This is a genomic window from Parendozoicomonas verongulae (assembly GCF_009711465.1).
GTDB lineage: Bacteria > Pseudomonadota > Gammaproteobacteria > Pseudomonadales > Endozoicomonadaceae > Sansalvadorimonas > Sansalvadorimonas verongulae.
Genome location: NZ_SMME01000586.1, coordinates 968 through 1,260, shown reverse-complemented (window position 1 = coordinate 1,260; position 293 = coordinate 968). Strand labels below are relative to the sequence as shown.

Below are 293 nucleotides of genomic sequence, written 5' to 3'. Positions count from 1 at the left end.
AAGAGATTGAAGAGGTTTATGAAACTGCATTAACAGTCCCAGGTAATTTTGACTACGACAGTCCTGCACTGGAAGTAGAAATAATAAGCCAAAATGAGAAGGGGGTAATTTGTCGAGGGAAGCGGAGCACTACCTGCCTTTGCGGCGCTACCTTCGATTCGGCCAACCTGCTTAACTCTCACCGTCGGGGCAGTCGCGATGCCCAGTGCAAGGGGACGCGGAACACTACCTGCCTCTGCGGCGCCACCTTCGATTCGCTTAGCCTGCTTAACTCTCACCGCCGGATCAGCAGC

At 53.2% G+C, this 293-nt stretch carries 1 protein-coding gene; it reads right to left on the bottom strand.

What is annotated here, in order from left to right:
- Positions 1-29 precede the first annotated feature (29 nt).
- Positions 30-293, bottom strand: a 264-nt coding sequence (locus tag E1189_RS01705) for a hypothetical protein (protein ID WP_196221004.1), incomplete at its 5' end; no start/stop codon positions are given.